The organism is Micromonospora sp. NPDC047670 (genome assembly GCF_043204915.1).
Lineage (GTDB): Bacteria > Actinomycetota > Actinomycetes > Mycobacteriales > Micromonosporaceae > Micromonospora.
This window is the reverse complement of sequence record NZ_JBIDDA010000020.1, coordinates 47,395-69,560: the sequence shown is the minus strand read 5'-3', so window position 1 is coordinate 69,560 and position 22,166 is coordinate 47,395. Positions and strand designations below refer to the sequence as shown.

21 protein-coding genes are annotated in these 22,166 nt (G+C 73.8%); 6 read left to right on the top strand and 15 right to left on the bottom strand.

All coding sequences use genetic code 11. The features are described 5' to 3' along the window. Window position 1 precedes the first annotated feature (1 nt). From ACGF7U_RS29575 to hrcA, 3 genes are all read right to left on the bottom strand, one after another. Entirely contained in the window at window positions 2-736 is a 735-nt protein-coding gene (locus tag ACGF7U_RS29575; RefSeq protein ID WP_393112241.1) for a 16S rRNA (uracil(1498)-N(3))-methyltransferase, read from the bottom strand. 123 nt (window positions 737-859) lie between these two features. Beyond that, entirely contained in the window at window positions 860-2,005 is a 1,146-nt protein-coding gene (dnaJ, locus tag ACGF7U_RS29570; protein ID WP_393112322.1) for a molecular chaperone DnaJ, read from the bottom strand. Between the two features lie 73 nt (window positions 2,006-2,078). Then, the gene (gene hrcA / locus ACGF7U_RS29565; protein WP_393112239.1) at window positions 2,079-3,101 is read right to left on the bottom strand and encodes a heat-inducible transcriptional repressor HrcA; all 1,023 of its coding nucleotides are present in this window, start codon (window positions 3,099-3,101) and stop codon (window positions 2,079-2,081) included. Window positions 3,102-3,335: 234 nt separating this feature from the next. Here hrcA and ACGF7U_RS29560 point away from each other — a divergent pair, with 234 nt between their 5' ends. Then, on the top strand, window positions 3,336-4,016 hold the full coding sequence (locus ACGF7U_RS29560; protein WP_393112237.1) for a DUF4870 domain-containing protein: 681 nt from the start codon (window positions 3,336-3,338) through the stop codon (window positions 4,014-4,016). Window positions 4,017-4,076: 60 nt separating this feature from the next. On the opposite strand, the gene hemW is transcribed toward ACGF7U_RS29560, so the two are convergent. Further along, window positions 4,077-5,300 carry a radical SAM family heme chaperone HemW gene (gene hemW / locus ACGF7U_RS29555; protein WP_393112235.1) on the bottom strand — a complete coding sequence of 408 codons (1,224 nt, stop codon included), beginning with the start codon at window positions 5,298-5,300 and terminating at the stop codon, window positions 4,077-4,079. Window positions 5,301-5,319: 19 nt separating this feature from the next. Between hemW and ACGF7U_RS29550 the strand changes: the two genes are divergently transcribed. From ACGF7U_RS29550 to ACGF7U_RS29540, 3 genes are all read left to right on the top strand, one after another. Continuing rightward, a complete protein-coding gene (locus ACGF7U_RS29550) occupies window positions 5,320-6,132 on the top strand; it encodes an enoyl-CoA hydratase-related protein (RefSeq protein WP_393112233.1) in 813 nt (270 codons plus the stop codon). Between the two features lie 211 nt (window positions 6,133-6,343). Continuing rightward, window positions 6,344-7,204: a hypothetical protein gene (locus ACGF7U_RS29545; RefSeq protein WP_393112231.1), complete on the top strand. Its 861-nt coding sequence runs from the start codon at window positions 6,344-6,346 to the stop codon at window positions 7,202-7,204. Window positions 7,205-7,391: 187 nt separating this feature from the next. Then, the gene (locus tag ACGF7U_RS29540; RefSeq protein ID WP_393112229.1) at window positions 7,392-8,327 is read left to right on the top strand and encodes a phytanoyl-CoA dioxygenase family protein; all 936 of its coding nucleotides are present in this window, start codon (window positions 7,392-7,394) and stop codon (window positions 8,325-8,327) included. 137 nt (window positions 8,328-8,464) lie between these two features. Here the strand turns inward: ACGF7U_RS29540 and ACGF7U_RS29535 are convergent, their stop codons facing one another. The 8 genes from ACGF7U_RS29535 to ACGF7U_RS29500 all read right to left on the bottom strand — a co-directional run bounded on the left by ACGF7U_RS29535 (window position 8,465) and on the right by ACGF7U_RS29500 (window position 16,393). Then, entirely contained in the window at window positions 8,465-9,106 is a 642-nt protein-coding gene (locus ACGF7U_RS29535; protein ID WP_393112227.1) for an MOSC domain-containing protein, read from the bottom strand. Between the two features lie 101 nt (window positions 9,107-9,207). Beyond that, a complete protein-coding gene (locus ACGF7U_RS29530) occupies window positions 9,208-10,038 on the bottom strand; it encodes a carbohydrate ABC transporter permease (protein ID WP_393112320.1) in 831 nt (276 codons plus the stop codon). Between the two features lie 23 nt (window positions 10,039-10,061). Then, a complete protein-coding gene (locus ACGF7U_RS29525) occupies window positions 10,062-11,048 on the bottom strand; it encodes a carbohydrate ABC transporter permease (protein ID WP_393112226.1) in 987 nt (328 codons plus the stop codon). Continuing rightward, window positions 11,045-12,334, bottom strand: a complete 1,290-nt coding sequence (locus tag ACGF7U_RS29520) for a sugar ABC transporter substrate-binding protein (protein WP_393112224.1) — start codon at window positions 12,332-12,334, stop codon at window positions 11,045-11,047. The genes ACGF7U_RS29525 and ACGF7U_RS29520 overlap by 4 nt, the downstream gene beginning before the upstream one ends. Window positions 12,335-12,548: 214 nt before the next feature. Then, window positions 12,549-12,836: a GlsB/YeaQ/YmgE family stress response membrane protein gene (locus tag ACGF7U_RS29515; protein ID WP_393112222.1), complete on the bottom strand. Its 288-nt coding sequence runs from the start codon at window positions 12,834-12,836 to the stop codon at window positions 12,549-12,551. A gap of 290 nt (window positions 12,837-13,126) precedes the next feature. Further along, window positions 13,127-13,414 carry a GlsB/YeaQ/YmgE family stress response membrane protein gene (locus ACGF7U_RS29510; RefSeq protein WP_393112222.1) on the bottom strand — a complete coding sequence of 96 codons (288 nt, stop codon included), beginning with the start codon at window positions 13,412-13,414 and terminating at the stop codon, window positions 13,127-13,129. Between the two features lie 336 nt (window positions 13,415-13,750). Further along, complete coding sequence (gene lepA / locus ACGF7U_RS29505; protein ID WP_393112220.1) at window positions 13,751-15,628, bottom strand: translation elongation factor 4; 1,878 nt, start codon at window positions 15,626-15,628, stop codon at window positions 13,751-13,753. A gap of 228 nt (window positions 15,629-15,856) precedes the next feature. Further along, window positions 15,857-16,393 (bottom strand): DUF4240 domain-containing protein, encoded by a 537-nt coding sequence (locus tag ACGF7U_RS29500; RefSeq protein WP_393112218.1) that lies wholly within the window; start codon window positions 16,391-16,393, stop codon window positions 15,857-15,859. Window positions 16,394-16,566: 173 nt separating this feature from the next. Here ACGF7U_RS29500 and ACGF7U_RS29495 point away from each other — a divergent pair, with 173 nt between their 5' ends. After that, a complete protein-coding gene (locus ACGF7U_RS29495) occupies window positions 16,567-17,553 on the top strand; it encodes a phosphotransferase (RefSeq protein ID WP_393112216.1) in 987 nt (328 codons plus the stop codon). A gap of 217 nt (window positions 17,554-17,770) precedes the next feature. After that, window positions 17,771-18,037, top strand: a complete 267-nt coding sequence (gene rpsT / locus ACGF7U_RS29490; RefSeq protein WP_091104033.1) for a 30S ribosomal protein S20 — start codon at window positions 17,771-17,773, stop codon at window positions 18,035-18,037. 154 nt (window positions 18,038-18,191) lie between these two features. Here the strand turns inward: rpsT and ACGF7U_RS29485 are convergent, their stop codons facing one another. The 3 genes from ACGF7U_RS29485 to ACGF7U_RS29475 form a co-directional block, all read right to left on the bottom strand. Further along, window positions 18,192-18,626 carry a hypothetical protein gene (locus ACGF7U_RS29485; RefSeq protein ID WP_393112318.1) on the bottom strand — a complete coding sequence of 145 codons (435 nt, stop codon included), beginning with the start codon at window positions 18,624-18,626 and terminating at the stop codon, window positions 18,192-18,194. A 26-nt stretch (window positions 18,627-18,652) separates the two neighbouring features. Further along, the gene (gene holA / locus ACGF7U_RS29480; RefSeq protein ID WP_393112316.1) at window positions 18,653-19,633 is read right to left on the bottom strand and encodes a DNA polymerase III subunit delta; all 981 of its coding nucleotides are present in this window, start codon (window positions 19,631-19,633) and stop codon (window positions 18,653-18,655) included. Window positions 19,634-19,757: 124 nt separating this feature from the next. Then, entirely contained in the window at window positions 19,758-22,151 is a 2,394-nt protein-coding gene (locus tag ACGF7U_RS29475; protein ID WP_393112314.1) for a ComEC/Rec2 family competence protein, read from the bottom strand. Window positions 22,152-22,166: the final 15 nt, after the last annotated feature.

Here is a 22,166-nt window from a genome sequence, read left to right as displayed (position 1 = left end):
GTCACCAGCGCGCGAGGCGGGTGGCGAGCACCGAGAGGGCGGCCACGCCGGCCGTCGAGGTGCGCAGCACCGAGGGGCCCAGGCGTACGGCGCGGGCGCCGGCGGCCCGGAAGGTTTCCAGCTCGCTGTCGGCGATCCCGCCCTCGGGGCCGACGACCAGCACGATCTCGCCCGTGGCGGGCAGCTCGGCGGTGGTCAGCCGCTCCTGCGCCTCCTCGTGCAGCACGAACGCCGCGGCGGCCCCGGCGATCCGGCGGGCGACCCGGCCGGTCGACTCGTCCGGCGCCCCCGCCACCACGGGCAGCCAGGCGCGGCGCGCCTGCTTGGCCGCCTCCCGGGCGGTCGCCGCCCACTTCTCCCGCGCCCGTACGCCCCGGTCGCCCCGCCACTGGGTGACCGAACGGGCCGCGGCCCAGGGCACGATCTCGTCCACCCCGACCTCGGTCATCGCCTGCACGGCCAGCTCGCCCCGGTCGCCCTTGGCGATGCCCTGCACCACCACGAGACGCGGGACGGACGCGTCCGCGTACCCCCGGGAGGTGATCTCCACATCGAGCGTGCCCCGGCCGACGGCGGTGACCACGGCGGCGGCCGTGCCGCCGCGCCCGTCGGCGAGCAGCAGCTCCTCGCCGACGCGCAGGCGCTGCACGGTGGCGGCGTGGTGCCCCTCGGGACCGTCGAGGGTCAGCCGGTCGGCGGTGGGCAGCGACTCGACCAGGAACAGCGGCGCGGACACGACGACCAGGCTAGTCGCCGGCGGCGGACACCGGGACGGCGAGGGCCACGGAGGCCACCCGCTCGCCGCGGCCACGGAGGCCGACCGGGTCGCCGCGGCGCGCGGCGACCCGGGCCGGGAGCGTCAGGCGTGTCCGTTGAAGGCGTCGCGCATCCGGGAGAAGAAACCGCCCTGCTTGGTCAGCTCGGCGACCTCCTCGCCCCGGGTCTTGGCGAAGTCGCGCAGCATGCGCTCCTGGTCGGCGTCGAGCTTGGTCGGGGTGCGCACGTCGAGGTGGACGTAGAGGTCGCCCCGGCCCGTGCCGCGCAGGTGCGGCACGCCCCGGGCGCGCAGCCGCAGCGTGCTGCCCGGCTGGGTGCCGGCCTTGACGTCGACCGTCTCCTCGCTGTCCAGCGTCTTGATGGTCAGCCGCGTGCCCAGCGCCGCCGCGGTCATCGGCACGGTGACCCGGCAGTGCAGGTCGTCGCCCTTGCGGGAGTAGACGTCGTGCGGCCGCTCGTGGATCTCCACGTAGAGGTCGCCCGCGGTGCCCCCGCCCGGGCCGACCTCGCCCTGCTGGGCCAGCCGGATGCGCATGCCGTCCTCGACGCCGGCGGGGATCTTGACGGTCAGCGAGCGCCGGGTGCGGACCCGGCCGTCGCCGGCGCAGGTCGGGCAGGGGTGCGGGATGGTGGTGCCGTAGCCCTGGCAGACCGTGCACGGCCGGGCGGAGACCACCTGGCCGAGGAAGGTGCGCTGCACAGACTGCACCTCGCCCCGGCCGCCACACGCCTCGCAGGTGGCCAGGTGGGTGCCGGCCGCCGTGCCGGCGCCGGAGCAGGTGGTGCAGAGCACCGCGGTGTCGACGGTGATCGGCGCCTCGACGCCGAACGCGGTCTCGTGCAGGTCCAGCTCCAGCCGCAGGATCGCGTCGGCGCCCGGCCGGGTCCGCGGCCGCGGGCCCCGCGACCCACCGGCCGCCCCGCCGAAGAAGGCGTCCATGATGTCCTGGAAGCCGACGAACGGGCCGGCGCCGCCGGGGCCGCCCGGGCCGCCCGCGCCGCCGCCGCCCGGGGCGAGCGGGTCGCCACCCAGGTCGACGATCTGCCGTTTCCGGTCGTCCGAGAGGACCTCGTACGCGGCGTTGATGTCCTTGAACTTCTCCTGGGCCTCCGGATCCGGATTCACGTCCGGGTGGAACTGCCGCGCCAGCTTGCGGTAGGCGCGCTTGATCTCGTCGTCGGAGGCTTCCCGGCTCACCCCGAGAATGCCGTAGTAGTCCCTGGCCACTGCGTTCCGTGTCCTCATGTTCGTCTCGCGTTGCGCCGGTCGTCGGCCGGAGCCGGCCGTCGGCCCTGACTGGTCAGTTCTGGGCCAGCAGCTCGCCCACGTAGCGTGCCACGGCCCTCACCGTGGCGATGGTGCCGGGGTAGTCCATCCGGGTCGGCCCGAGCACACCGAGGCCGCCGACGCTGGTCGAGCCCGGGCCGTAGCCGGTGCTGACCACCGAGGCGGCACGCAGGTTGTCGATCTCGTTCTCGTCGCCGATCAGCACCCGGGTCGTGCTCGGCTCCGCCTCGCCGATCAGCTTGAGCATCACGACCTCCTCCTCCAGCGCCTCCAGGATGGGGCGCAGGGAGCCCTGGAAGTCGAGCAGGCCGCCGCGGGTGAGGTTTGCGGTGCCGGCCAGCGCGATCCGCTCCTCGTGCCGCTCGATCAGCGTCTCGAGCAGCACCGTGGAGAGGGTGGTCATGGCGGGCCGCAGGTGCGGCACCGACTCGTCGACCAGCGCCTGCACCAGCGGCGGGGTCTCCGACAGCCGGGTGCCGACCAGCTTCTCGTTGACCAGCCGGCGCAGGTCCGTGACGTCGTCTGCGGGGATCGGCCCGGGCAGCTCGACCAGCCGCTGCTCGACCCGGCCGGTGTCGGCGATCATGACCAGCATCAGCCGGGTCGTGGAGATCGGCACCAGCTCCAGGTGGCGGACGGAGGAGCGGGCCAGCGACGGGTACTGCACGACGGCGACCTGCCGGGTGAGCTGCGCCAGCAGCCGGACGGTGCGGTGCACCACGTCGTCGAGGTCGACGGCGCCGACCAGGAAGCGCTCGATCGCCCGGCGCTCGGCCGGGCTGAGCGGCTTGACCCGGGACAGCCGGTCCACGAAGAGCCGGTAGCCGCGGTCGGTGGGCACCCGGCCGGCGCTGGTGTGCGGCTGGCGGATGTAGCCCTCCTCCTCCAACACGGCCATGTCGTTGCGGACGGTCGCCGGTGAGACCCCGAGCTGGTGCCGCTCGACCAGCGCCTTGCTGCCGACGGGCTCCTGCGTGGCGACGTAGTCCTCGACGATCGCGCGCAGCACGGCGAGCTTGCGGTCGTCGAGACCCATCCTCCCCACCTCCCTGTCGCGCGTCGGGCCCGGCACCCGAGGGGCCCGGGCGGTGCTGGCACTCGTCCGTAGCGAGTGCCAGTCTACGTCGGCGTGCCCGTCGACGCGATGATCAACCTTGGACCGGCGGTCCGACCCGCGCCGCCGTGGCGACGCCGCCAGGGCCGATCATCCGGACAACCCGGCCGGTGTCGCCCTGGTGCGTCCTTGCCGGCGGCGCCTACCGTGACGTCCATGACTGAACCACCTCGCCCTCCCGGAGCGGGGGACCCCGGCGACCGGCCGGACCCGACCGCTCCGTCGGGGGTTCCCGGCCCGCCCGGCGCCGACGACCCCACCGCACCACTGTCCGGGGCGCCGGGCCCGGGCGGCTATCCCCCGCCCGGCGGCTATCCCCCGCCCACCGGTGACCAACCGCCGTCGGGTGGCTACCCGCCGCCCGGTGGCTACCCTCCGCCGGGTGGCTACCCGCCGCCCGGGGGCCAACCGCCGCCCGGCGGCTACGCCCAGCCGGGCGTCGGCTATCCGACCGGCGGGGCCTACGGCGCGCCCACCGGCGGCTACGCCAACAACGAGGACAAGAACTGGGCCCTGATCGCCCACTTCGGCGGGGCGGCCGGGGTGGTCTTCGGCGGCGGCCTGCTCGGCTGGGTCGCGCCGCTCATCGCGCTGATGACCCGGGGGCAGCAGTCGCCGACCGCCCGGGCGCACGCAGTGGCGGCGCTGAACTTCCAGATCACCTGGGCGATCGTGGGCGTGCTGAGCTGGGTGCTCACCCTGGTCACCTGCGGAATCCTGTTCTTCGTCCCGATGCTCATCTGGCTCGTGCCGCTGATCTTCGGGATCATCGGCGGGATCAAGGCCAACGAGGGCGTGCTCTACCGCTACCCGATGAGCTACAGCTTCACCAGGTGAGCCGGGCCGGCCGGTCCACCGGCCGGCTCCGGCCACGCTCCCCGAGGGCCCGCTGCCGGCTCAGGGCAGCAGGTCGCGGACGACCGCGTCGGCGAGCAGCCGTCCGCGCAGGGTCAGCACGGCGCGGCCCGCCGCGTACTCGGGGCCGGCCAGCAGGCCGCCGGCGAGCGCCCGCTGGGCGCCGGCCCGGCCTGCGTCGTCCAGCGCGTCCAGCGGCAGCCCCGAGGCGAGCCGCAGCCGGAGCATGACGTCCTCCATGTGCGCCTCGTCGGCGGTGAGCACCTCCCGGGCCAGGCCGGGCGACCCGCCGCCGGTCAGCCGCCTCGCGTAGGTCGTGGGGTGCTTCACGTTCCACCAGCGCACGCCGCCGACGTGGCTGTGCGCCCCCGGGCCGAGGCCCCACCAGTCGGCGCCGGTCCAGTAGAGCAGGTTGTGCCGGCACCGGGCCGCCTCGCCACGGGCCCAGTTCGACACCTCGTACCAGGAGAAACCGGCCGCGCCGAGGGCGGCCTCCGCCGCGAGGTAGCGGTCCGCGGCGACGTCGTCGGAGGGGTACGGCAGCTCGCCGCGCCGCATCCGGGCGGCGAGCCGGGTGCCGTCCTCCACGATCAGGGCGTACGCGCTGACGTGGTCCACGCCCGCGGCGACGACCTGGTCGAGGGACGCGGCGAAGTCGGCCTCGCTCTCCCCCGGCGTGCCGTAGATGAGGTCGAGGTTGACGTGGTCGAACCCGGCCTCGCGGGCCTCCCGGGCGGCGGCGGTGGCCCGGCCGGCGCTGTGCGTGCGGTCGAGGACCGCCAACACCCCCGCCGCGGCGGACTGCATCCCCAGCGAGATCCGGGTGTAGCCGGCCGCCCGCAGCGCCCGCAGCGACTGCGGGGTGACCGACTCCGGGTTGGCCTCGGTGGTCACCTCGGCGTCGGGCGCGAGCCCCCAGGTGCGGTCGATGCCGTCGAGGATCCGGGCCAGGTCGTCGGCGGGGAGCAGCGTGGGGGTGCCGCCGCCGACGAAGACCGTGTCGACCCGCGGCGGCGGGGTGTCGCCCAGCACCCGGCCGGCGAGCGCCAGCTCGGCCAGCACGGTGTCGGCGTACCCCTCCCGGCTCGCCCCGCCGCCCAGCTCGGCCGCGGTGTAGGTGTTGAAGTCGCAGTAGCCGCAGCGGCTGGCGCAGAACGGGACGTGCACGTACACGCCGAAGCCCCGCGCGCCGACCGTGCGGGTGGCGGCGGCGGGCAGCGACCCGTCGACGGGGACGGATTCGCCTTCTGGAAGGACGCCGGGCATGGCCACTAGTGTGCCCGGCATGACCTCTCCCGACGTGCTCGTGCGGGCCGCCACGGCCCGCGGGGTGACCACCCTCACCCTGGACAGCCCGCACAACCGCAACGCGCTCTCCACGCCGCTGATGACCCAGCTGCTGGCCGGCCTCGCCGAGGCGGTCGCCGACGACGCCGTCCGCGTGGTCGTGCTGGACCACAGCGGGCCGGTCTTCTGCTCGGGGGCGGACCTGAAGGAGACGGCCGCCGCGTACGCCAGCGGGTCGGTGCCGGCCGGGATGCTCGGGGACGTGCTCGCGGCGGTCTGGGAGTGCCCGAAGCCGGTGGTGGCGAAGGTGGCCGGCCCGGCCCGGGCCGGCGGGCTGGGCCTGATCGCGGCGGCCGACCTGGCGGTGTGCGCGCAGGACGCGACGTTCGCCTTCACCGAGGTGCGGATCGGGGTGATCCCGGCGGTGATCTCCGCGACCGTGCTGCCCCGGCTGCACCCCCGCGCGGCGGCCGAGCTCTACCTGACCGGGGACACCTTCGACGGCCGGCGGGCGGCGGAGATCGGGCTGGTCACCGCCGCGGTGCCGGCCGACGGGCTGGACGCCGCCGTCGCCGGGTACTGCGACTCGCTGGTCCGGGGCGCGCCGGGCGCGCTGGCCGGGGCGAAGCAGCTGCTGCGCCGGCCGCCCGCCGCCGACCTGCGGGAGGAGATCGCCGGCCTGTCCACCCTCTCGACCGGGTACTTCCTCTCGGACGAGGGCCGCGAGGGCGTGCTGGCGTTCCGGGAGAAGCGGCCGGCACGCTGGGTGCCGGCCGCGGACGGCGAGACCACGACGGGCGCCGGCAGGTAGCGGGGCGGGCCGAGGTCGCCGACGCCCGGGCGGGAACAGGTGGGGCCGCCCGGGAAAAGGGAACCTGCCGGCTCACCCGGGACCGCCCTTCGGACCCGGGCGCCCCGCCCGTCCGGCGGCCGGTGCCGCGCGGGGCGGAGCGGCGGGAACCGGTCGGACGACCCGGCAGGGCCCATCAGGGACGTACGCTTGTCGGACTGTCGAGCAGGGGGTGTGGGTGCGAACTCGGGCAGTCGTGGCGGGCGGCGTCGTCCTCGTCCTCGTCGCCGTGGTCGGAGTCTGGATCGTCGTCCGGCAGGTGGGCGGGCAGTTGCGCCTGCCGCTGTCCAGCCGGACGTGCACGGTGCAGGCGGACGGCCGGGTGGCCCTGGACGCCGACCAGATGGCCAACGCGGCGACGATCGCGGCGATCGGCGTGCAGCGCAAGATGCCCGAGCGGGCCGTGGTGGTGGCTCTGGCCACCGCGTACCAGGAGTCCGGCCTGCGCAACCTCGCCGGGGGCGACCGCGACTCGGTGGGGCTGTTCCAGCAGCGCCCGAGCCAGGGCTGGGGCACCTCGCAGGAGATCCGCGACCCCCGGTACGCGGCGAACCGGTTCTACGCCGCGCTCAAGAAGGTGCGCGGCTGGGAGCGGATGCGCGTCACCGACGCGGCGCAGAGGGTGCAGCGGTCCGCCTTCCCCGAGGCGTACCAGAAGTGGGCGGACGAGTCCGAGGTGCTGAGCCGGGCCCTGCTCGGGCACGCCACCGGCGCGGTGGCCTGCACGGTGAGCCGCGACCCGGCGATGCGCGGGGAGGCGGCGGCGACCGCGCTGACCCGCGGCCTGTCGCTGGACTGGGGCCTGGCCGCCGCCGGCGCGGCCGACCTGACCGGCCTCACGATCCCCGCCGCCGACGAGCGCCGCGGCTGGCGGTACGCGCACTGGCTGGTCTCCCACGCGCACGACCACGGGGTGAAGCGGGTCCGCTTCGGCGGCCTGGAGTGGACCGCCCGCGACGGCACCTGGGACCGGGTGAGCGGCGAGCCGACCACCGGTGGCCGGGTGGTGGCCGAGGTCTTCGGCGAGGCGTAGCCGCCCCGATCTCCTTACCGGCAGTCACCGCACAATCCGTCATTACGGGCGGAAAGCCCCATCATCGCCCTCCCGCGCGACGAATCGTAGTCGCCCCGCTGCCCACGGTCGGGACACGGTCGCATATCACGCGGGGCAGTACCCCAGGCCGGAATCAGCGGGTTACGATCGGCGGCCTGTGCCAGCAATGGTTTCGCCTCATGGGGAGGGGTACGTCGAGGTGTTCGACTACGGCGACCGGACCGGTTACGAACCGATCAGTGACACCGACCGCAAGGAGTTCCACGAGCAGGGCTTCCTCCTGCTGCGCAACGTCCTGACGGAAGACCACCGGGCGGCGCTGGAGGCGGCGGTCGACCGCGTCTACGCCGAGGAGAAGGCCAAGGGCAACACCACCAAGGACGGCACCCTGCACCTGCTGGGCTTCCTGGAGCGGGACGAGCTCTTCGGCGACCTGCTGACCCACCCGATCGCCTTCCCGTACATGTGGGGCCTGGCCGGCTGGAACATCTACACCCACCACAACCACCTGGACGTCACCCCGCCGGCGGCGGAGCCGGAGAAGCCGTACTGGGGTTGGCACCAGGACGGGTACCGGCAGAACTCCGACCCGGAGACGATGGACCCGAACCTGCCCCGGCCGATGTTCTCCCTCAAGGTGGCCTACGTCCTCTCCGACCTGTCGGAGAAGGGCCGGGGCGCCACCAAGGTGATCCCGGGCAGCCACCTGTGGAACTCGCTGCCGCGCCCGGAGGACACCTCCGTGCACAACCCGGACCCGGAGGGCACGGTGGAGATCACCGCCAACCCGGGCGACGCGTTCATCTTCGACCGCCGCCAGTGGCACTCCCGGTCGACGAACCTGTCGAACATCACCCGCAAGATGCTCTTCGTCGGCTACACCTACCGGTGGATCCGCCCCCTCGACGAGCTGCACATCGACAAGGACGGCGAGTGGTGGGCCAACCGCACGCCGGTGCAGCGCCAGCTCTGCGGTGAGGGCACGCACACCGCGAACTACTGGGGCATCAACTGGGACGGCTACATCGACGACGAGATCCCGCTGCGCAAGGAGCTCAAGCAGCGCGGCCTGCTCGACCGCAACATCCCCTGGCTGCGCTGAGCCGGTCACCCGGCTCCCGCCGACGCGACGTCGAACGGGCCCCCTCCCTGTCGGGACGGGGCCCGTTCCCGTTCACCCGCCCGGCCTCAGCTTCCGCCCGGCGTCAGCTCCCGCCCGGCGTCAGCTCCCGCCCGGCCTCAGCTCCGGCCGGCGAGCCGGCGGCGCGCCTTCAGCCGGATCGGCTCGGGCAGGTCCGGCGCGTCGAGCAGCCGGGGCAGCAGGTCGGGCTCCAGGTTCAACGCCCGGAACACCTCGCCGATCGTCACCCCGTGCGCGGGCCGGTCCACCACCTCGACCGGGTCGCCCGCACCGACCTCCCCCTCGCGCAGCACCCGCAGGTACGCGCCGGGCGTCGCCCGCACCGTGAACCGCTTGATCAGGTCCGGCACGCCCCAGAAGCCGGCGAACGTCCTGCACGGCGTGCGGGGCTTGGTCACCTGGAGCAGCGCCGACCCGATCGCCCACTGCTCGCCGATCACCGCGCCGGTCACGTCGACCGCGTACGTGGTCAGGTTCTCGCCGAACCCGCCGGCGCGGATGGCGCGACCGATCTCGGCCGCCCACCAGCCGGCGTCCTCCTCGGCGTACGCGTAGACCGCCTGGTCCGGGCCGCCGTGCTGGGCGCGCTCGCCGATGAAGTCGCCGGCCACCCCGTCCGCGCGCAGCAGCACCTGGCCCTGCACCGGCCGCTTGTCGATGCCGCTGCGCCCGCTCGCGTCGCCCGCCCATTCCGCCTCGGTCACGATGCCGAGGTTCACCGATGCCAGCCTGCCCGTCATGGCGGTCAGCCTAGCCCGCCCTGCGGACGGCTCCGAACCACGCGAGGGCCCTCGTGCACGCCTGGCGTCGACAGGGGGCCCCGCACGGTTCCTCGTGGGCGTCAGCCCTTGACGGCTCCGGCCACCAGGCCGGAGACCATCCGCCGCTGCACCAGCAGGAAGAAGATGATCACGGGCAGGGTGAACAGGGTGGAGGCGGCCATCACCGGACCCCAGGCGGTGTCGTCGCGGCCGAAGAAGAACGTCATCGCGACCGGGAGGGTGTAGCTCTCCTGGTCGTTGATGAAGGTCAGCGCGAAGATCAGTTCGTTCCAGGCGGTGATGAACGAGAAGATGCTCGTCGCCACCAGGCCGGGGGCCACCAGCGGGAAGAGGACCTTCCGGAAGGTCTGCGCCCGGCTGGCCCCGTCGATGGCCGCGGCCTCCTCCAACTCCTTCGGCACCGCGGCGACGAAGCCACGCAGCATCCAGACCGCGAACGGCAGCGAGAAGCCGAGGTAGGTGAGGATCAGGCTGGGCAGGGTGTTGTAGAGCCCGAGCCGCTGGATCATCAGGAACAGGGGGATGACCAGCGCCTCCAGCGGGATCATCTGCACCACCAGCAGCATGATCAGGAAGGTGGTCCGCAGCTTGAACCGGAACCGGGCCACCGCGGTGGCGGCGAGCAGCGCTACCAGTCCGCTGAGCAGCACCGTGCAGACCGCGACCAGCGCGCTGTTGAGGAAGAAGTCGGCGAAGGTCACGCCCGGGATCAGGTTGCCGGTGAGGATCTGGCGGTAGTGCTCCAGGGTCGGCTCGGACGGCACCGGCCGGGGCGTGGTCGAGAAGATCTCCGAACTCGGCTTCAGCGAGGTGGCGATCATCCAGTAGACCGGGAACGCGGCGAAGAGCGCGACCAGCAGTCCCGCGCCGTTGAGGGCGACCCGCTTCACGCCTGCGCCGCCTGCGCGTCGCGTCACGCGTCCTCCTCCTGCTTGAGCACCATGCGGACGTAGAGGCCGGTCACCACCAGCAGGATCAGGGTGAGGATCACCGCGATCGCCGCGCCGAGGCCGTACTTGGGCGGGGGCGAGAACGCCTCCGCGTACGAGTAGATGGAGAGCATGAACGTCGGCCGGTCCTGCGTGCCGCCGGCCAGCACGAACTGCTGGGTGAAGACCTTGAAGTCCCAGATGGTGGAGAGCACGATCAGGATCCCGAAGACCGGCCGCAGCAGCGGGAAGGTGATCTTCCAGAACACCTTCCACGGCCCGGCCCCGTCGACCCGGGCCGCCTCGTGCAGCTCGCTCGGCACGCTCTTCAGGCCGGCCAGCACGCTGACCGCGATGAACGGGAACGAGTGCCAGACCACCACCAGGGTCAGGATCGAGAAGAACAACAGGGGCGAGTTGAACCAGCCGTACCCGGTCCAGTCACTGCGCCCGAAGAGGCTCTGCGAGAGCCCGTCGGGCAGCGCGTTGAACAGCCAGGTCACCAGGCCGCTGGTGTCGTCGAAGATCCACTTCCAGACGATCGTGCCGGTCAGCGCCGGGGTGGCCCAGGCCAGCATGACGCAACTGGCCACGAAGGCGGCCATCCGCTTGCCGAGCCGGTTGAGCAGCAGACCGACCAGGGTGCCCAGGATCATCGTGAGCACCACGTTGGCGGCGGCGAAGAGGACGGTGTTGCGCAGCACCGTCAGGAAGAACGGGTCGCCGAGGATCTCGGTGTAGTTGCCCAGTCCCACCCACGGCCACTCGCGGTCGCCGCGCAGCTGACGGACGTTGTTGAGCTGGTGGAAGGACATCACCACCACCTGGCCGAGCGGCCAGAGCAGCAGCACGCCGATGATCACCAGGCAGGGCAGGAGCAGCAGGTAGGGCAGGCGGTCCACCCGGCGACGCCGCCGCGCGGGGGTCTCCCGCGCGGCGGCCGCCTCCGGCGCCTCGGTCAGCGTGGTCACTTGGCGTTGAGGATGCTTTCCATCTCCGCGGCCGCGTCGGCGGTAGCCTTCTCGACCGTCTTCTGACCCTTCATGACCGAGCTGTTCATCGCCTGGGTCACCGTCTTGGTGCGGCTGACCTCCACCCACTTCGGGGTGAGCGGCGTGAGCTTGGTGTTCTGCATCGTGGTGGCGAACGCCCCCATGATCTTGTCGCTGGCGTACTTGTCGCCGCTGACCAGGTCCTTGTAGACCGGGAAGAAGCCGAGGCTGTCGGCGAACGCCTGGTCGTTCTTCTTGCTCAGCAGCACGGTCAGGTAGTCCCACGCGAGGTCCTGCCGCTCGCTGTCCTTCCAGACGGCGATGTCCGAGCCGCCGGCGAAGCCGGGCGCGGCCTTGCCGTCCGGGCCGGGGATCGGGAACGTGCCCCAGACCTTCTCGATGTCGGGGTTGTCCTTCTTGATGGCGCCCTGCTGCCAGCTGCCGCCGAAGGCCATCGCTGCCTTGCCGGTGGCGAACTGGGTCCGGGCGTCGATCTCGTTCCAGCCCGCGGCGGCCGGCGGGGCCACCTTGTGCACGGTCACCAGGTCGGTCCAGAACTTGACGGCCTTCTGCGCCTCGGGCGTGTTGTAGCCCGACTTCCAGGTGTCGCCCTGCTGGGTGGCGATCTCCGCGCCGGCGCCCCAGAGGAACGAGTAGAAGGGCAGCTCCGAGTTGCCCGGCAGGGCGATGCCGTAGGTGCCCGGCTTCTTGGCCTGCACGGCCTTGGCGGCGGCCACCAGTTCCTCCCAGTTCGTCGGCGGCTTCACGCCCGCCTCGGCGAACCAGTCGGTGCGGTAGTACATCGCCCGGACGCCGGCGTACCACGGCACGCCGTACTGCTTGCCGTCGAGCTGGGCGTTCTTCACCAGGTCGGGGAGGATGTCCTTGCCCTCGGCCCAGCCGTTCATCTTGCCCGTGAGGTCGGCCAGCGCCTCCTGCGCCGCCCAGCCCTGGGTCTCGGTGTTGCCCAGCTCGGTGATGTCCGGCCCCTCACCGCCGGCGAGGGCGGCCTGGAACTTCTTCGGCGCCTCGAGCCAGGGGATGTACTGGACCACCACGTCGGTGTCCGGGTGCTTCTGCCGGAACTCGGTCTCGACGCCGTCGAGGAACTTGGTCTGCGCCTCGCTTCCCTCGCCCATCATCCAGACCGTCAGCTTGCTGTTGTCCGCGGCCTTCTCGTCATCCGAGCCACCGCAACCGGACAGCACCATCGCGGCCGAGGCCACGACGGCGGTGACCGGGGCCAGCCGCTTCCACCTGTTCACGCCACATCTCCCTCGCGCCGCTTGGCACTAACCTTCTCCGCCGCACCTTAGTAGGAAAAATTCCTTTACGACAGTGGACGGTTCGGCGAAAGAGAGGCGACGGTACCGCAGGAGCGGGAGCGGGCGGGGGTCGGCACCGGGGCGAAACCGGTCGTACCCAGACGAACGGGCGCCCGACCTGTCGGTCGGGCGCCCGTCGAGTGCGGTGCGGGGGTTACCGGTGGGTGACGCTGCGGCGACGACCCACCCCGGCGACCAGCGCCACGGCGATGGCGGCCAGCACGACCTGGACCAGCAGCTCGCCCCAGTCGATGCCGGAGGTCTCGGTGGCGATACCCATCGCCCGAGCCAGCACGGTGCCCAGCAGCGCGGCGCCGACACCGATCAGCATGTGCAGCCACATCGGCATGTTCTGGCGGCCCGGCACGAGCAGGCGACCCAGAGCGCCGACGATCAAACCAACGATGAGCGCAGTGACGATGCCCCAAACGGTGAGCTCCACGTCGCCCTCCTTCGGATGAAAAGAATTGAGTTCCACGGTCTGTGGTGTTCCTGTCGTGACCGCTAAGTTCCCGACCCGCCGCGGCCCCAAACCGACTTTCCGGCACACGGAATGCGCGCCCGCCCCGAACCGGACGCCCCTCCCGCCGCACACGCCGACCGACGCCCGTCGATCCCCTTCGGGGATTACGGACGGCCCGCCGGGGACGTCCGTCCCGCAGGTCGCTCCCCCGCCGCGCGCGACGGGCGCCCGACCTGTCGGTCGGGCGCCCGTCGAGTGCGGTGCGGGGGTTACCGGTGGGTGACGCTGCGGCGACGACCCACCCCGGCGACCAGCGCCACGGCGATGGCGGCCAGCACGACCTGGACCAGCAGCTCGCCCCAGTCGATGCCGGAGGTCTCGGTGGCGATACCCATCGCCCGAGCCAGCACGGTGCCCAGCAGCGCGGCGCCGACACCGATCAGCATGTGCAGCCACATCGGCATGTTCTGGCGGCCCGGCACGAGCAGGCGACCCAGAGCGCCGACGATCAAACCAACGATGAGCGCAGTGACGATGCCCCAAACGGTGAGCTCCACGTCGCCCTCCTTCGGATGAAAAGAATTGAGTTCCACGGTCTGTGGTGTTCCTGTCGTGACCGCAATGTTCCCGACCGGCCGAAAAACCAAACCGGTTCGAACTCGCCGAGACGGCGTCGGGCGTCAATGGCGCACCGTGCGCCGAATACCGCCGCGGGACCGTCGGCGCAGGTGACGCCCCTTGCGACCGCGGGCCGGGCAGGCCGGCGGGAAGCCGTGGAAATTCTCCGACGCGAACGGCCGACCCCCCGGCCGGGCGGGACCACCGAGGGGTCCACGGCCCGGCCGGGGCGCCGGCCGTCGTACGTCGTCATCCGCCGGCGGGCCGGCGGCGCGTCACTTCTTGCCGGGGGCCTTGCCGTCCCCGGAGTCGGAGGAGAGCGCGGCGATGAAGGCCTCCTGGGGGACCTCCACCCGGCCCACCATCTTCATCCGCTTCTTGCCTTCCTTCTGCTTCTCCAGCAGCTTGCGCTTACGGCTGATGTCACCGCCGTAGCACTTGGCGAGCACGTCCTTGCGGATCGCCCGGATGGTCTCCCGGGCGATCACCCGGCTGCCGATCGCGGCCTGGATCGGCACCTCGAACTGCTGGCGCGGGATCAGGTTGCGCAGCTTCGCCGCGATGGTGACCCCGTAGTTGTACGCCTTGTCCTTGTGCACGATCGCGCTGAACGCGTCCACCGGCTCACCGTGCAGCAGGATGTCGACCTTCACGAGGTCGGACGCCTGCTCGCCCGAGGGCTCGTAGTCCAGCGAGGCGTAGCCCTTGGTACGGCTCTTCAACTGGTCGAAGAAGTCGAAGATGATCTCCGCGAGGGGCAGCGTGTAGCGCAGCTCCACCCGGTCGGCGGAGAGGTAGTCCATGCCGAGCAGGCTGCCCCGGCGGCCCTGGCAGAGCTCCATCACCGCGCCGACGTAGTCGTTCGGGGTGAGCACCGTGGCGCGCACGACCGGCTCGTACACCTCGGCGATCTTGCCCGTGGGGTACTCGCTCGGGTTCGTCACGACGATCTCCTGGCCGTCCTCCGTGATGGCCCGGTAGACCACGTTCGGCGCGGTGGAGATCAGATCGAGGTTGTACTCGCGCTCCAGCCGCTCCCGGATGATCTCCAGGTGCAGCAGGCCCAGGAAGCCGCAGCGGAAGCCGAAGCCGAGCGCCCCCGACGTCTCCGGCTCGTAGTCGAGCGCGGCGTCGTTGAGCTTCAGCTTGTCCAGCGCCTCGCGCAGGTTGGGGTAGTCCGAGCCGTCGATCGGGTAGAGCCCCGAGTAGACCATCGGCTTCGGGTCCTTGTAGCCGCCCAGGGCCTCCGTCGCCGGCCGGGAGTTGATGGTGATCGTGTCACCGACCCGGGACTGGCGGACGTCCTTCACGCCGGTGATCAGGTAACCCACCTCGCCGACGCCCAGCGCGTCGGCCTTCACCATCTCCGGCGAGATGACGCCGATCTCCAGCAGCTCGTGCACCGCGGCGGTGGACATCATCTTGATCCGGTCCCGGGCGCTGATCCGCCCGTCGATCACCCGGACGTAGGTGACCACGCCCCGGTAGACGTCGTAGACCGAGTCGAAGATCATCGCGCGGGCGGGTGCGTCGGCGTCGCCGACCGGGGGCTTGAACTGCCGGACGATCTCGTCGAGCAGGTACGGCACGCCCTCGCCGGTCTTGCCGGAGACCCGGATGCAGTCCGCCGGGTCGCCGCCGATCAGCCGGGCCAGCTCCTCGGCGTACTTCTCGGGCTGGGCGGCCGGCAGGTCGATCTTGTTGAGCACCGGGATGATGTGCAGGTCGTTCTCGAGCGCCAGGTAGAGGTTCGCCAGGGTCTGCGCCTCGATGCCCTGGGCGGCGTCGACCAGCAGGATCGCGCCCTCGCAGGCGGCCAGCGACCGGGACACCTCGTAGGTGAAGTCGACGTGGCCCGGGGTGTCGATCATGTTGAGCACGGCGGTCTCGCCGGCCCGGTCGCCCTCCCGGATGGTCCAGGGCATCCGGACGGCCTGACTCTTGATCGTGATGCCGCGCTCGCGCTCGATGTCCATCCGGTCGAGATACTGCGCACGCATCTGCCGGGGGTCGACCACGCCGGTGAGCTGCAACATCCGGTCGGCCAGGGTCGACTTCCCGTGGTCGATGTGGGCGATGATGCAGAAGTTCCGGATGCGCGCCGGGTCGGTGGCACCAGGAGCGTTCGCGCCGGAATCGAGCGTCGGTGGCACAGCGGTCCGTTCTGGTCGGCTGACGTGAGCAGGCCGGCGCGACGCCGGCCCCCTCTATGCTCCCACGTCGCCGCCGCGCACCCGCTGCGCGGGCGATCCCCGCCCGGAGCGCACCCGGCGACGGGCCGGCGAGGGACCCACCGGCCGCTCGGCCACGCCCTCCACGCGTGGCCGGCGAGCACCGGGGACACCCCGGCCCTCCCGGGCGCCGGGCCGCGCCCGGCCGGGTCACTCGGCGGGTGGCTCGACGAAGAGGGCGGCGAGCCTGGGCAGCCGCCGCCTCGCCTCCTCCTCGTCGTCGAAGTCCCAGAAGTCGTTGAGGTCCGGCACGGGCGCCGGCTCCCGGTCGGCCGGCAGGTCGGCGGCGGTGGCCCTGCGGTACGCGTCCCACGGCACCGCCAGCATCTCCTCGGCCGAGAACTCCTCGCCGCTCAGCGACGCGGCCCGGACCTGCGGCAACGCGGCCAGCGAGTCCGGGTCGGCGACGGCGCGGGCGAAGACCTCGCGGCCCTGGGTCATCAGCCAGCCCCGGAAGTGGTGGAAGCCCTCGTCGGACACCCCGCCGTTGATCAGGTAGGCCGCACCCCACAGGTCGGCCTTGTGCGAGGCCGCCAGCACCCGCGCCTGGTGGCGGGCGTACCCGACGATGTCGTCCGGCTCGCGCTCGGCGAGCAGGGCGACGGCCCGCGCGGCGACCGCGTGCGGCTCTCCCCCGCCGCCGGCCCGGGCCCGGTCGATCAACTGCCAGAAGTCGTCGGTCCTCATGGCCTGGCAGTCTGGCAGACCGCGCCGCCGGCCCCGCCCGCAGCGGAACACCCCGGCGGGTCGCCGGCCGGGCCGGGGGGCGACCCGCCGGGGCGACCGGGGTCGCCGGCCCCGGTCGCCCCGCGCGGCGGTGTCCCGGTGCGGGGCGACCGGCGGGCCGGCAGCATGGTGGCGTGTCCCCCGCGTCCCCGCCCCCGGTGCCGTACCACGCGACCGCCCGCCGGCCGGCGTGGGAGACGCTGCCGGCGACGCTGCGCGCCGCGATCGGCGACCGACTGGGCGCCCCGGTGGTCGCCGCCCGGATCGCCGGCGCCGGCTTCACCCGGGGCTTCGCCGCCGTGCTCACCACCACCGCCGGGGACCGGGCCTTCGTCAAGGCGGCGGCCACCGCCGAACAACCGCGTCTGGTCGACTGGTACGCCCGGGAGGCCGCCGTCCTCGACCGGCTCCCCGACGGCCTGCCGGCCCCCCGCCCCCGCTGGACGCTGGACGAGGCCGGCTGGTTCGCGCTCTGCCTGGACGCCGTCGACGGCCACACGCCCCGGCTGCCCTGGGACCCGGCCGAGCTGACCGCCGCCCTCGCCGCGTACGCCGAGGTCGCCGCCGCGCTGGCCGCGCCCCCGGCGGCGCTGGCCCGGCTCGGGCTGCCCCACCTCGCCGACCTGGCCCGCGAGGACATCCTCTGGTGGGGCGAGGTGGCGGCCGGCCGGGAGCCGTCGCCGCCGCTGCCCGCGCCGGTCCGGGACCGCCTGCCCGACCTCGTCGCGCTGGAGTCCCGGCTCCCGGCGTACGCCGCCGGGGCGGGCGGCCTGATCCACGGCGACCTGCGGCTGGACAACGTGCTCGTCGACGGCACCGGCCGGGCCTGGCTCTGCGACTGGACCTGGCTCTGCCACGGACCCGCCTGGTTCGACCTGGCCGGCCTGCTCCTCACCGCGTACGCCAGCGGCCTGGACGCCGACGCGCTCTTCGCCCGGCATCCGGCGGCGGTCGGCGCGCCCCCGGACGCGTTGGACGCCACCCTGGCCGCGCTGTCCGGCTATTTCCTCACCACGGCCGCCTCGGCGCCCCCGACGGCATCGCCGCACCTGCCGGCGCACCAGCGGTGGAGCGGCGAGCAGTCCCTCCGCTGGCTCGCCCGCCGGCAGGGCTGGGCCTGACCCCCGCACCGGCGCCAGCGCTCCCCCGGGTGCGGGCGGCACCCCGACTCTCCCGCGCCGGCCCGCACCCCTCCGCCGCCTCCGCCCCACCAGGGCGGGGCGGAGCCGTTTTGGCTCGTCCCGGGCGACCTGGTAACCTGGCTATTCGCGCAGCGATGACGCATGCTCGTCGCGCGCACAAGCTGACCAACCCGAGCTATCAAGACGAGGCTGTCGCGTGGCGAACATCAAGTCCCAGATCAAGCGCAACCGGCAGAACGAGAAGCGCCGGCTGCGTAACAAGTCGGTCAAGTCGTCGCTGAAGACCGCCGTCCGGAAGTTCCACGAGGCTGCGGAGGCTGGTGACGTCGAGAAGGCCACCATCCTCATGCGCGACGCCTCGCGCAAGCTGGACAAGGCGGTCAGCAAGGGCGTGATCCACTCGAACCAGGCCGCGAACCGCAAGTCCGCGATTGCCAAGCGCGTGGTGTCGCTCTCCGCCTGACGCGGCGACCTCAGACCTGACCGGAAGCCCCGGGCACTCCCCGGGGCTTCCGCCTGTCTGCGCTTTCTGCGTTCCGCACCCGGCCGGGATGACCTGGCCGGGCATTCGTCGTGCCGGCGGGCGGCGAGGTCGCCGCGGCGCGCGTCCCGGCGCGTCAGCCGCCGGTCCGCTGCTCGCCGGGGCCGTGGCGCTGGCCGGGCCGGTCGGGCTCGGCACGGGCGGCCCGCGGCACCGGCTCGGCCGTGACGACCACGCCGGGCACGCTGTGCGTGATCCAGTCGACCCTGGCCCGCCCGACCACCGGTTCCATCTGCCGACGGAAGCGGTCCCGCTCCTGCTCGGGCACGAGGGCCGCGGAGCGGACCACCACGGCGGCCACCATGTCGTTGAGCTTCACCATCACCGCCACCGTGGCGGGCAGGACGAGCACCGCCCACCAGGTGACCAGTTCGGCGAGGGCGAGCAGCGCGGCGAGCGCGACGGCACCCTCGAAGAAGAGGAAGCAGAGCACCCCGCCCGGGTTCACCACGCGCAGCCCGAGGACCCGGGCGTAGAGCGGCCGGTAGCGCTCCTCGTCGGCCGGGACCATGGCCCACGAGCCGCGGGGCGCTCCGCTCACCGGGCGCCGCCCTGGCGGGCGGCCGCCACCGAGAAGACGGCCCGCTCCAGCGCGTACGCCCGGTCGTCCGCCCCGCCCTTGACGGCCGCGTTGCACTCGGCGGCGGCCCGCATCGCGTGGACCAGGCCCTCGGGTGTCCATCCGCGACCCTGACGCTGCGCCCGCTCGATCTTCCACGCCGGCATGCCCAGGCTGCTCGCGAGCTGGTAGGGGCTGCCCCGCCCGGCGGACGCGACCCGGGCCACGGTGCGCACGCCGTCGGCGATCGCGTCGGCGATCGGCACCGGGTCGACCCCGACGTGCAGCGCCCAGCGGAGCGCCTCCAGGGCTGCCGGCACGTCGCCGACCATGGTGGCGTCGGCGACCGTGAAGCCGCTCACCTCGACCCGACCCCGGTAGTAGCGGGCGACCGTGTCGGCGCCGATGCGACCGTCGGTGTCGGCCATCAGCTGGGAACAGGCCGCGGCCAGCTCGCGCAGGTCGTTGCCGACCGCCGCGATGAGCGCCTCGGCGGCGTCGTCGGTGCACTTCCCGCCGGCGCGGCGGATCTCGTCGCGGACGAACGCCACCCGCTCGCGGTGCCCCTTGAGCTTGGCCGCCGGGACGACCGTCGCACCGGCCGCCTTCAGCCCGTCGGCGAACGCCTTGCCCTTGGCGCCGCCGAGGTGCAGCACGACGAGCTGCACCTCGGGGTCGGGATTCTTCGCATACGCCAGCAGGGCGGCCACGAGGTCCTTGCGGGCGTCCTGGCCGGCGCGCAGCACCAGCACCCGCCGCCCGCCGAAGAGGGAGGGGCTGAGCATCTCGGCGATCTCGCCGACGGCCAGGGAGCCGGCCTGGTACTCGCGGACGTCCACGTCGGGGTCGACACTGCGGGCCCGGGCGACGGCTTCGGTGACGGCGCGCGTGGCGAGCAGCTCCTCGTCACCGAGGACGAGCAGAATGGGAGCGAGGCTGGCGGCGGTCACGCCGCCCATATTCGCACGGCCGGCGGCCGGATCCAGCCTGCTCATCCGCACTGTGACGGCAGAGCCCGCACTCAGTGCAAATCCAGACATTTATCTCAGTCCACCGCCAAAGCCGAGAATCGGCATCGATCTCCTACGGCTGTCGGCCGGGTGGCGTGCCCCGCGTCACGACCGCGAGACCCGACCGGCCGAGCACCGCCGCCACGTCCCCGTCGGTGTCGGTACGCAGTACCCGCGCCCCGCCCCGGGCCAGCCGTCCGAGCACCGCCGGATTGGGGTGCCCGTACGTGTTGCCGACCCCGACCGGCACCAGGGCGACCGCCGGGCGGACCGCGTCCAGGAAGGCCGGATCCTGGTAGGCGGAGCCGTGGTGCGCCACCTTCAACACGTCGGCCCGCAGCCCGCCCGGCGCCGTGTCGTCCAGCAGCGCCCGCTGTTCCTCGGTCTCGGCGTCGCCGGCGAGCAGGATCCGCACTCCGGCGACCATGGCGAGCAGCACCAGCGAGTTGTTGTTCGGGTCCGACCGGGTGCCCCGCAACGGGTACGGCGGCCCGACGACGACCAGGTCGACCGCGCCCTCCCGGTAACGCCAGCCGGCCGGGGCGGCCACCACCTCCGTGGCGTGCGCCGTCGCCTCGGTGCGGACCAGGTCCCGCCCCGCCGCCGGCTCCGGCCAGCGCGGCGCGAGCACGGCATCCACCGGGCGTCCCCGGAAGACTCCCGCCACACCGCCGGTGTGGTCGGCGTGGAAGTGGCTGAACACCAGCAGCGCGACCTCCCGTACGCCGAGCCGGCGCAGGCAGCCGTCCGCCGCCGCCGGGTCGGGCCCGGCGTCGACCACCACCGCCCGGCCCGGGGCCACCGGCAGCACCACCGTGTCGCCCTGGCCGACCGCGCAGGCGGCGACCACCCAGTTCGCCGGGGGCCAGCCGGGGGCCGCCAGCCGCACCGGCAGCGCGCCGGCCACCACCGCCACGACGACCACCGCGACCAACCGGCGGACGACCGGGCGCCGGGCCGCCACCAGCAGCGCGAGGGTCAGCCCGGCCAGCAGCAGGGCCCCGGTCACCCCGCCGGGCCACGGCAGCGTCCCGGCGGGCAGCCGCGCCCCGTGCCGCGCCACGGTGACCAGCCACCACGCCGGCCAACTGGCCAGCCACGCGAGGAACTCCGCCCCGGCGGGCCAGAAAGGCGACACCGCCGCCGCCAGCACGCCGAGCACCGTGGCGGGCGCGATCGCCGGCACCGCGAGCAGGTTCGCGGGCACGGCGACCAGGCTGACCGTGCCCGAGATGCCGGCCACCACCGGGGCGCAGGCGAGCTGCGCGGCGGCCGGCACGGCCAGCGCCTCGGCGAGCCCGGCCGGCACCCCGCGGCGGCGCAGCCCGTCGCGCCACCTCGGAGCGAGCAGCAGCAGACCACCGGTGGCCAGCACGGAGAGGGCGAAGCCGGGGTCGCCGGCCAGCTCCGGGTCGAGCAGCACCAGCACGGCCACACCGGCGGCCAGGGCGGGCAGGGCCGCCCGGGGACGCCCGGCCGCCAGGGCGGCCAGCCCGATCGCGCCCATGGTGGCGGCCCGCACCACGCTCGGTGAGGGGCGGACCAGGACGACGAAACCGACCAGGGCCAGCCCACAGAGCGCGGCGGCCAGCCAGGGGCCGGCCCGGGCCCAGCGGGCCAGCAGCAGCACGGCGCCGACGACGATGGCCACGTTGGAGCCGGAGACGGCGTTCAGGTGCGTCATTCCCGTGGCCAGGAAGTCCTCCTCCACGGTGGGCGGCAGCCGGCTCGTGTCGCCCACCACCAGGCCGGGCAGCAGACCGCCCTGCTCGTCGGGGAGCGGCGCGCAGGCACGTTGCAGGCCGGCGCGCAGCGCCCCGGCGGCCCGCTGCGACGTCGGCGCCGCGCCGTGCGCCTCCGGCGGGCCCGCCGCGCTCAGCACGGCGGCCGTCAGGTCCCCGCCGCGCGGGGCGGCCAGGCGCCCCTCGGCGGTCAGCCGTTGCCCGGGCAGCAGCCCTTTCCAGGCCGGGTCGCTGGCGAGGACCAGCACGCGGACCGGCGCGACGACCCGCCGGCCGTCCGGGCCGGTGACCCCCGCCAGGTCGGTCGGCACGAGCAGGGTGGCCGGCCGCCCCGCGACACCGCGTACGGGACGGGGATCGTCGCGGACGACCAGCTCGGCGGTGACGACGGCGCGCTGCTCCACCAGGGCGCGCACCGGCCCGGCGTCGCGGACGGACACCCGGGCGGCGGTCGCCGTCGCGCCGCAGACCACGCCGATCAGCACCGCGACGGCGATCCAGCCGTACCGCCGGACCGGGGCGCACGGCCGGCCGAGAACGCCGGCCAGGTGCAGCCCGGCGACGCCGGCCACCCCGGCGGCCACCCCGGCCAGCAGCAGCGTCGCGCCGGCGGTTAGGTGGAGCCCGGCCAGCGCGGCGAGCCAGGCCGCCACGGCCAGACCGGCCAGCCGCAGGTCCGGCCCGTCCGCGACCCGCTCGTCGGGGCCGTCGGCGGCACGGGTCATCCCGACCCCGCCGGG

Coding starts and splice junctions, on each gene's coding strand:
- hrcA (WP_393112239.1), bottom strand. CDS start 3,101: ATGGGTCTCGACGACCGCAAGCTCGCCGTGCTGCGCGCGATCGTCGAG.
- ACGF7U_RS29560 (WP_393112237.1), top strand. CDS start 3,336: ATGACTGAACCACCTCGCCCTCCCGGAGCGGGGGACCCCGGCGACCGG.
- hemW (WP_393112235.1), bottom strand. CDS start 5,300: ATGCCCGGCGTCCTTCCAGAAGGCGAATCCGTCCCCGTCGACGGGTCG.
- ACGF7U_RS29550 (WP_393112233.1), top strand. CDS start 5,320: ATGACCTCTCCCGACGTGCTCGTGCGGGCCGCCACGGCCCGCGGGGTG.
- ACGF7U_RS29540 (WP_393112229.1), top strand. CDS start 7,392: ATGGTTTCGCCTCATGGGGAGGGGTACGTCGAGGTGTTCGACTACGGC.
- ACGF7U_RS29535 (WP_393112227.1), bottom strand. CDS start 9,106: ATGACGGGCAGGCTGGCATCGGTGAACCTCGGCATCGTGACCGAGGCG.
- ACGF7U_RS29500 (WP_393112218.1), bottom strand. CDS start 16,393: ATGAGGACCGACGACTTCTGGCAGTTGATCGACCGGGCCCGGGCCGGC.
- ACGF7U_RS29485 (WP_393112318.1), bottom strand. CDS start 18,626: ATGGTCCCGGCCGACGAGGAGCGCTACCGGCCGCTCTACGCCCGGGTC.
- holA (WP_393112316.1), bottom strand. CDS start 19,633: ATGGGCGGCGTGACCGCCGCCAGCCTCGCTCCCATTCTGCTCGTCCTC.
- ACGF7U_RS29475 (WP_393112314.1), bottom strand. CDS start 22,151: ATGACCCGTGCCGCCGACGGCCCCGACGAGCGGGTCGCGGACGGGCCG.